Below are 7,163 nucleotides of genomic sequence, written 5' to 3'. Positions count from 1 at the left end.
CAGCCCGCGACCCGGCGCCGGCCGGCCCCGGTCCGGCGGCGCCCGCCCGGGCGGGCGCCCGGGCTCCACCGCCCGCCCCGGCCGGGGCGGGCGGTCCCGCGAACGGGGGTCAGCGGGATTCGGGGCCCACCACCCGGCGGGCGATGACCATCCGCTGGATCTGGTTGGTGCCCTCCACGATCTGCAGCACCTTGGCCTCGCGCATGTAGCGCTCGACGGGGAAGTCGGCGGTGTAGCCGTACCCGCCGAGCACCTGGACCGCGTCGGTGGTCACCTTCATCGCGGCGTCCGTGCAGAACAGCTTGGCCATCGCCGCCTCCTGCGAGAACGGCCTGCCGGCGTCCCGCAGCCGCGCCGCGGCGAGGTAGAGCGCGCGGCCCGCCGCGATCTGGGTGGCCATGTCGGCGAGCATGAACCGCAGCCCCTGGAAGTCGGCGACCGGGCGGCCGAACTGCTGCCGTGAGGTGGCGTAGGCGACGGCCTCGTCCAGCGCCGCCTGGGCGACGCCGACGGCGCACGCCGCGATGCCCAGCCGGCCGGAGTCCAGCGCGGACAGCGCGATGGTGAAGCCCTGGCCCTCCTCCCCGACACGGCGGGCGTCGGGCACCCGTACGCCGTCGAAGTGGAGCTGGGCGGTGGGCGAGCCCTTCATGCCCATCTTCTTCTCGGGCGCGGCGGCGGACAGGCCCTCGGCGTCTCCGGGGACGAGGAAGGCGGTGATGCCGCGCGGCCCCTCCACGCCCGTGCGGGCCAGCACGGTGTAGAAGTCGGCGACGCCGCCATGGGTGATCCACGCCTTGGTGCCGGTGATGACCCAGTCGTCCCCGTCCCGGACCGCCTTGGTGCGCAGCGAGGCGGCGTCCGAGCCGGAGGAGGGCTCCGACAGGCAGTAGGCGCCCAGGAGCCCGCCCGCGAGCATGGCGGGCAGGTGCTCGGCCCGCTGCTCCTTGCTGCCGTAGCCGGCCAGGGCGTGGCAGGACAGGGAGTGGACGCTGACGCCGAGGCCGACGGTGAGGCGGGCGGCGGCGAGCTCTTCGAGGACCTGGAGGTAGACCTCGTACGGCTGGTCCCCGCCGCCGAAGGCGGAGTCGTACGGCAGGCCGAGCAGGCCGGAATCGGACAGGAGGGTGAAGATCTCGCGCGGGAACCGGCCGGCGTCCTCCTCCTCGGCCGCCCGGGGAGCGATCTCCCGCTGGACGATCTCACGCACCAGGGCGATCAGATCCCTGGCTTCCTCGGTGGGCAACTGACGTTCCACCGGCTGCGGGGCGCGGTCGGGCATGGCGACGCTCTCCTCCCTGTCGGGCGCTGCGGCGGCGCGCGCGAAGGGTTGGGCGGCGCCGCCGGGTCTCACTGCCTGGCCGATGCTGCCTTCCCGGATCGCGGGTGGGTGTACCCCCGCCGTCGAGACGGCGGAGGAGGCTGACCAGCGGCTGTGGCGGGTTGAGTATGCCCGATCGGCGGCCTCCCGTCACCGGGTGGAACAGATCATTCCGGTATTGCCCGCGCCGGGGAAGCGCCGGTCGGCCCGGGCGGCCGTGCCCGGCCGGGCCGCCGCCGGGTGTTCAGGGGCCGGACGGCGCCGGGGTGGCGGGGGCCGGGCACTGGGGGACGAGGTCCCCGACGGCGGTCAGCGTGCCGCGCAGCATCCGCACCAGCAGGTCGCAGACGGTCTCGCGGGGCAGCTCCTCCTGCCGGCCGAGCCAGTCGAGCGTGATGTGCTCCACGCCGCTCAGCCAGCCCAGCAGCGCCAGCCGGGCCAGCGGCGGGACGGCGACCTGGCCGTAGGCGCCCTCGGCGATGGTGGTGATCAGTTCCTCGCGCACCGCGGCCCTGATCTCCTGGACCTGGGTGTCGAAGCCGACGCCACCGGTGACGACGGTCCGGTACGCCGCCTGGTGGGCCCGGGCGTAGCGCAGGTAGCCGTCGACGGTGCGCCGGGCCCGTTCGTGGGCCGGCAGGTCCGTGTCGGCCGCCGCCCGTGCCACCAGGCCGGCGACGGAGTCCTCCACGATGGCCAGGTAGTAGCCGCGCTTGCTGGTGAAGTAGTAGTAGATCAGCCCTTTGGCCACCCCGGCGTGCGCGGCGATGTCGTCCATCGAGAGCGCGTCGTAGGAGGTGTCGGCGAACAACTTCCGGCCGATGGCGATGAGTTCGGCGCGCCGCTCCCGCGAGCGCCGGGTCGCGCCGCGCTGTTGGCTCATGACCACGTCCGGGCCCAGCCTCCCTGCGCCATGGAATTCCCCGCAGTATGGCAGAGCCCGGGGCGGGGGCGAGCGGGTGGGCGGGCCGGGTTCCCCGGCCCGCCGGGGGGTGGACTCAGAACAGGCCGAGGCGGGTGACGAGCATGGCGAACACCACGACGAGCACCCAGCCCAGGATGTGCTCCAGCAGCTGGGGGCCGTCGTCCTTGGGGCCTCCGGTACGGGCACGGGCGGGAGCGGCGGTGGCGAATGTCGCGGTCATGGCTTCTCGCTGGTGTGGGTGGCGTAGGGGGACGTCACCACCATGCCAGCGCGGGCGGCCCGCGGGAGGGAGACGTTCGTCACTGTCGCGCGGGCCGCGGGGGCTCAGCGGACGCCCACGGCCTCCAGCGCCCGGAGTTGTGCGGTCGTGGGGTGGGCCGGCCAGTACAGGTAGCAGACGCCCCCTGTGCCGGACGCCACTTTCCCGGCGGCGTCGTACCGCTTGGTGCGCAGCCAGATGTTCTCCCACTCGCGCCGCCGGTACACCCGGCGCACGGCCTCGTTGCTCGGCGACGCCGGATCGTTGGCGATCACGTCGCCGTCGGCGGTGAAGCCGATCACCGTCATCAGGTGCCCGGCCGTGCCGTAGCCCGCGCCCGTCAGCTCCTCCGACCGGAAGGACTGGGAGGTGATCGCCGGGATCCCGGCCCGGACCAGCGTCTCCAGCTCCGTCAGCGAGCGCAGCCGGGTGACCACGGCGCTCATGTCGTCGTAGGTGGCGGCGTAGGCGGCGTTGAAGGGCCAGTTCCCGCAGCCGTCGTACTCGTGGTCGAAGGTGAAGCGGGCGGCGTGGCAGACCTGCGGATCGGCGTAGGCGGGGTTCACCCATGCCAGGTCCTCGGCGGTGGGCCGGCGGCCCCAGTACTCGACGACCATCTGCGACGACGTGGGGCTGCACCACGCCTCGCCGCCGTTGTCGTACTCCGGGTACTGGCCGATGTGGGTGTTCTGCGAGTAGCGCGGCACCACCAGTTCCCGGGCGGGGCCGGGCGCGGAGGCCGGGACGGTGAAGCGGTCCGGGATGTCCGAGGCCATGGCGCCGGCCCGCCACACCGTCGGGCTCAGCCGGCTGCCCGGCTGACGGTGGAGGGTCAGGCGCAGCCGGTAGGAGGCCAGCCGCCGGCCGCCGGCCGGGTCGTCGACGGCGAGGGTGTCGGTCCGGACGGAGCTGTGGCCGTCGCCCTGGCCGTCGACCGAGGCGCGCCGGATGTCCCCGTCACCCGCCGCCCAGCGGCCCATCACGTACCAGGGGGTGTCGGTGCCGTCGGCGTAGCGAGCGCCCAGTTCGACGGTGATCCAGGTGCCGGGCGGGGTGTCGGCGTTCCAGGAGGCGATGATCTCGGTGGCCGGGGCGGTGGGGGTGTGGCGGGGCGAGGTCCAGGTCGCGTACTCCCAGGGAGCCGTGGAGCCGCTGTGCGGGTCGGTGTGGTCGGCACGCCCGGCCGGGGTGTCGAGCACCAGCCCGGGCCGGTCGCCGGCGAGGGCCCCGGTGCCGGTGTGGGTACCGGAGCGCCAGTCGGTGTACGAGGTCCAGAAGTGGTTGTCGACCACGCCGGGCGCGGCTTCGGGCGCGGACCCGGCCTCGCCCCGCGCGCCGGGACCGGCCTCCGCGGGGCCGGCGGTGGCTGCCAGGGCCGGCGGGGCCGGCGGGGCCGCGGCGGTTCCGGCGACGGCGAGCGCGGCCGCCAGCACGGCCCGGCGGGGAGTGGCGGACGGTGTGGAACTGGACATGACGGTGACCCCCAACGGGCGGAATCGGCGAACGGGGCGACGGGCGCGCGGCAGGTGCGCCCACTATCGCGGCTCGGCGGGGGGCTCGGCCAGTGTCACGGCGCGCGTCGCGCCGGCGAATATTGGTCTCCACCTGTGGCTTTGTAGGGTGGCGGCATGGGCTTCCCCGACCAGCACGGCCAGCAGGGCCGCCCCGAGCGCTCCGCCCGCCCCGTCGACCTCGGCCGGCTGGCCGGCCGGCTGCGGGCGCTGGCGCCGTCCTGCGGTCCGGTGCGGCTGGTCGCGGTCGACGGCCACGCCGGGTCGGGCAAGTCCACCTTCGCGGGGCGGCTGGCCGCCGCGCTCGGCGGCGCGCCCGTGCTGCGCCTGGACGACATCGCCACCCACGACGAGCTCTTCGCGTGGACGGACCGGCTCCGGGCCCAGGTGCTGGAACCGTTCAGCCACGGCCGGGAGGGGCGCGTTCACCCGTACGACTGGAATCTGCGCCGGTTCGGCCCGCCCGTGCCGCTGCCCGCCGCCCCGGTCGTCCTCGTCGAGGGGGTGGGCGCCGGACGGCGTGCCCTGCGACCGCACCTGGCCCGGTTGCTGTGGATGGAGCGCGGGGCCGAGGAGTCCTGGCGGCGGGGCCGTGACCGGGACGGACCGGCGCTGGCCGCGTTCTGGGACGGCTGGACGGTGGCGGAGACCCGCCATTTCGCGGCGGACCCCTCCCGGCCCTTCGCCGATGCCCTGGTGCGGGAGTGTCCTGTGGGGTACGAGTGGCTCCCGGGGCCCTGTGCCGCCTCCGGACACCCATCGATCCATCACTGACGGTGACCGGTTGTCGCCACCGTACTGAGCAGTCGGAAATCCGCCGCTGAGACTGTCTCAACTTCGCTTGACCGAGGGGCCGGACAGGTCCTACGTTCTCAATGTGCGGCTTTTCGGAGCTGCCACGGACACGAAGCCCCCGGTTGTTCCCCCGTGATCGGGGGCTTCGTTCTGTCCTCACGGCCCCTCCGGGGCCCTCCCAGTGCCGTTCGAGCAGTCGAAAGCTCACCCTGGGTCACCATCGTGTGAACGCCCGCGCGCTCTTAATCACCCACCCTCTGTACAGGTACGATGCCTCTCGGTGCGGTCAAATCCCGTCCGCCGGAGGGCGATTGGCGACGCTTCCGACGGGCGACCGCCCGGCGGACAGGTACGGGGACACGGTTTGTGGGGGACCCGATGGATTTCGGCACGCAGGGCACGATCGCCCCGGCCGACCTCGCCTGGCTGCGTGGTGTGGACGCCTACACCATGGGTGCCTACCCGCAGGCGGAGGAGGAGTTCCGTACGGCGGTGCGGATCGACCCCGCGATGGCGGACGCCTGGCTCGGGCTGCACGCCCTGCGGGTCGACACGACCACCGCCCTGCTGCGGATGTACCGCAACCGGAACCGGTTCGGTGAGCAGCGCGCCCGCCACCGCCGCACGCTGAATTCCTGGTACTGGCTCGGCTGGTGGGTCCAGCCGGTCCTGGAGAGCCCGCGCGACCTGCTGCTGGCGCACGCCTCGCACTGGCTGGACGGGCGGCACGTACCGGAGCTGGACCGGGCGCTGGCGGGCCTGCCTCCGGTCGACACCGACCCCCAGGTGCGGTTCCTGCACGCCTGCCGCGCGTATCTGGTCAAGGACTGGGAGCGGCTGGTGCGGCACACCGATCCCCTGGTCGACGATCCGCTGCTCGGCATCGAGGCGGCCCTGTTCGGCGGCATGGCGCGGGTCCGGCTGGAGATGTACGGCCAGGCCGAGCCGCTGCTGTCGGCCGCGCTGATGCGCTGCCGCAGCGAGCAGCCGCAGCGCAAGGAGCTGCGCTACTGGCTGGCGCGGGCCCGGGAGGGCACCGGCCGCAGCGCCGCCGCGCTCCCCCTGTACCGGGCGGTGCACCGGATCGACCCGGCGTTCATGGACACCGCCGCCCGCCTCGCGGCGATCTCCGAGTACGACGGGTTCGACGGGTACGACGCGTTCGACGGCACCGAGGGGGCGGCGGACCTGGCGGCGATGTCGCTGGCGGGCCTCGGCCAGGACGCCCTGGACGCGCTCGACGCCCGCGACACCGCCGAGGCGTCCGACGGCCCGGACGCCTCGCCGCCGCCCGGCGAGGGGGTGCGGCTGGGCGGCGACCCGCAACCGCAGCCGTCCGCGGCCGCGCCGCCGGGCGGCTTACGACGGCGGGCTGCGGGCGGCGGCCCGGCGGCCCCGCCCTTCCCGGCCGGCCCCACCGACCCGGAGCTGCTGGCCGACGCGCTGGCCGAGCTGGAGCGCATGGTGGGCCTGGAACCGGTGAAGCGGCAGGTCAAGGCGTTGTCGGCGCAACTCGAGATGGCCCGGCTGCGGGCCGCGCGGGGGCTGCCGGTACAACCGCCGAAACGTCACTTTGTCTTCTCCGGTCCCTCCGGCACCGGCAAGACGACGGTCGCCCGGATCCTGGGCCGGGTCTGCTACGCCCTGGGCCTCCTCGGCGGCGACCACCTCGTGGAGGCGCAGCGCTCGGACCTGGTGGGCGAGTTCCTTGGCCAGACCGCGGTGAAGGCCAATGAGCTCATCGACTCGGCCCTGGGCGGGGTGCTCTTCGTCGACGAGGCCTACGCGCTGTCCAACACGGGTTACAGCAAGGGCGACGCGTACGGCGACGAGGCCCTGCAGGTGCTGCTCAAGCGCGCCGAGGACAACCGGGACAGCCTGGTGGTGATCCTGGCGGGCTATCCCGAGGGCATGGACCGGCTGCTGGCCGCCAACCCCGGTCTGTCGTCCCGCTTCACCACACGGGTGGACTTCCCCTCGTACCGGCCCCGGGAGCTGACCGCGATCGGCGAGGTGCTGGCCGCGGCGGACGGCGACAGGTGGGACGAGGAGGCGCTGGACGAACTGCGCTCCATCAGCGCCCATGTGGTGGAGCAGGGCTGGATCGACGAGCTGGGCAACGGCCGGTTCCTGCGCACGCTGTACGAGAAGTCGTGCGCCTACCGGGACCTCCGGCTGTCCGGCTACGCGGGGACGCCCACCCGCGACGACCTGGCCACGTTGCGCCTGGCCGACCTGATGCAGGCCTACGGGGAGGTACTGTCGGGCCGCGGTCCGGTGGACCGCGGCCCCCAGCAGCCGCCGGCGCCGGGTTACTGACCCGCCAGCACTCCCCCGGCCGGGGCCTCCGCG

At 74.3% G+C, this 7,163-nt stretch carries 6 protein-coding genes; 2 read left to right on the top strand and 4 right to left on the bottom strand.

The features are described from left to right. Nucleotides 1-109: 109 nt before the first annotated feature. The 4 genes from AB0H53_RS26770 to AB0H53_RS26755 all read right to left on the bottom strand — a co-directional run bounded on the left by AB0H53_RS26770 (nt 110) and on the right by AB0H53_RS26755 (nt 3,977). Entirely contained in the window at nt 110-1,282 is a 1,173-nt protein-coding gene (locus tag AB0H53_RS26770; RefSeq protein WP_362118453.1) for an acyl-CoA dehydrogenase family protein, read from the bottom strand. A 283-nt stretch (nt 1,283-1,565) separates the two neighbouring features. Beyond that, nucleotides 1,566-2,204 carry a TetR/AcrR family transcriptional regulator gene (locus AB0H53_RS26765; protein WP_362118450.1) on the bottom strand — a complete coding sequence of 213 codons (639 nt, stop codon included), beginning with the start codon at nt 2,202-2,204 and terminating at the stop codon, nt 1,566-1,568. A 115-nt stretch (nt 2,205-2,319) separates the two neighbouring features. After that, nucleotides 2,320-2,466 carry an SCO1431 family membrane protein gene (locus AB0H53_RS26760; protein WP_362118447.1) on the bottom strand — a complete coding sequence of 49 codons (147 nt, stop codon included), beginning with the start codon at nt 2,464-2,466 and terminating at the stop codon, nt 2,320-2,322. A gap of 104 nt (nt 2,467-2,570) precedes the next feature. After that, nucleotides 2,571-3,977 carry a peptidase C39 family protein gene (locus tag AB0H53_RS26755; RefSeq protein WP_362118445.1) on the bottom strand — a complete coding sequence of 469 codons (1,407 nt, stop codon included), beginning with the start codon at nt 3,975-3,977 and terminating at the stop codon, nt 2,571-2,573. A gap of 156 nt (nt 3,978-4,133) precedes the next feature. On the opposite strand from AB0H53_RS26755, the gene AB0H53_RS26750 reads away from it, so the two are divergent. Together AB0H53_RS26750 and AB0H53_RS26745 are read left to right on the top strand one after the other, a co-directional pair. Further along, nucleotides 4,134-4,790, top strand: coding sequence for a hypothetical protein (locus AB0H53_RS26750; RefSeq protein WP_362118442.1), 657 nt, complete (start codon nt 4,134-4,136; stop codon nt 4,788-4,790). Nucleotides 4,791-5,189: 399 nt separating this feature from the next. Beyond that, nucleotides 5,190-7,130: an AAA family ATPase gene (locus tag AB0H53_RS26745; RefSeq protein WP_362118439.1), complete on the top strand. Its 1,941-nt coding sequence runs from the start codon at nt 5,190-5,192 to the stop codon at nt 7,128-7,130. Nucleotides 7,131-7,163 lie beyond the last annotated feature (33 nt).

The sequence above is a fragment of the Streptomyces sp. NPDC050856 genome (assembly GCF_040653855.1).
Lineage (GTDB): Bacteria > Actinomycetota > Actinomycetes > Streptomycetales > Streptomycetaceae > Streptomyces.
This window is presented reverse-complemented; position numbering and strand designations above follow the sequence as displayed.

Bases quoted from the DNA above. Each gene is read 5' to 3' on its own strand.
- AB0H53_RS26750 (WP_362118442.1), top strand. From the start codon at position 4,134: ATGGGCTTCCCCGACCAGCACGGCCAGCAGGGCCGCCCCGAGCGCTCC.
- AB0H53_RS26755 (WP_362118445.1), bottom strand. From the start codon at position 3,977: ATGTCCAGTTCCACACCGTCCGCCACTCCCCGCCGGGCCGTGCTGGCG.
- AB0H53_RS26745 (WP_362118439.1), top strand. From the start codon at position 5,190: ATGGATTTCGGCACGCAGGGCACGATCGCCCCGGCCGACCTCGCCTGG.
- AB0H53_RS26765 (WP_362118450.1), bottom strand. From the start codon at position 2,204: ATGAGCCAACAGCGCGGCGCGACCCGGCGCTCGCGGGAGCGGCGCGCC.
- AB0H53_RS26770 (WP_362118453.1), bottom strand. From the start codon at position 1,282: ATGCCCGACCGCGCCCCGCAGCCGGTGGAACGTCAGTTGCCCACCGAG.
- AB0H53_RS26760 (WP_362118447.1), bottom strand. From the start codon at position 2,466: ATGACCGCGACATTCGCCACCGCCGCTCCCGCCCGTGCCCGTACCGGA.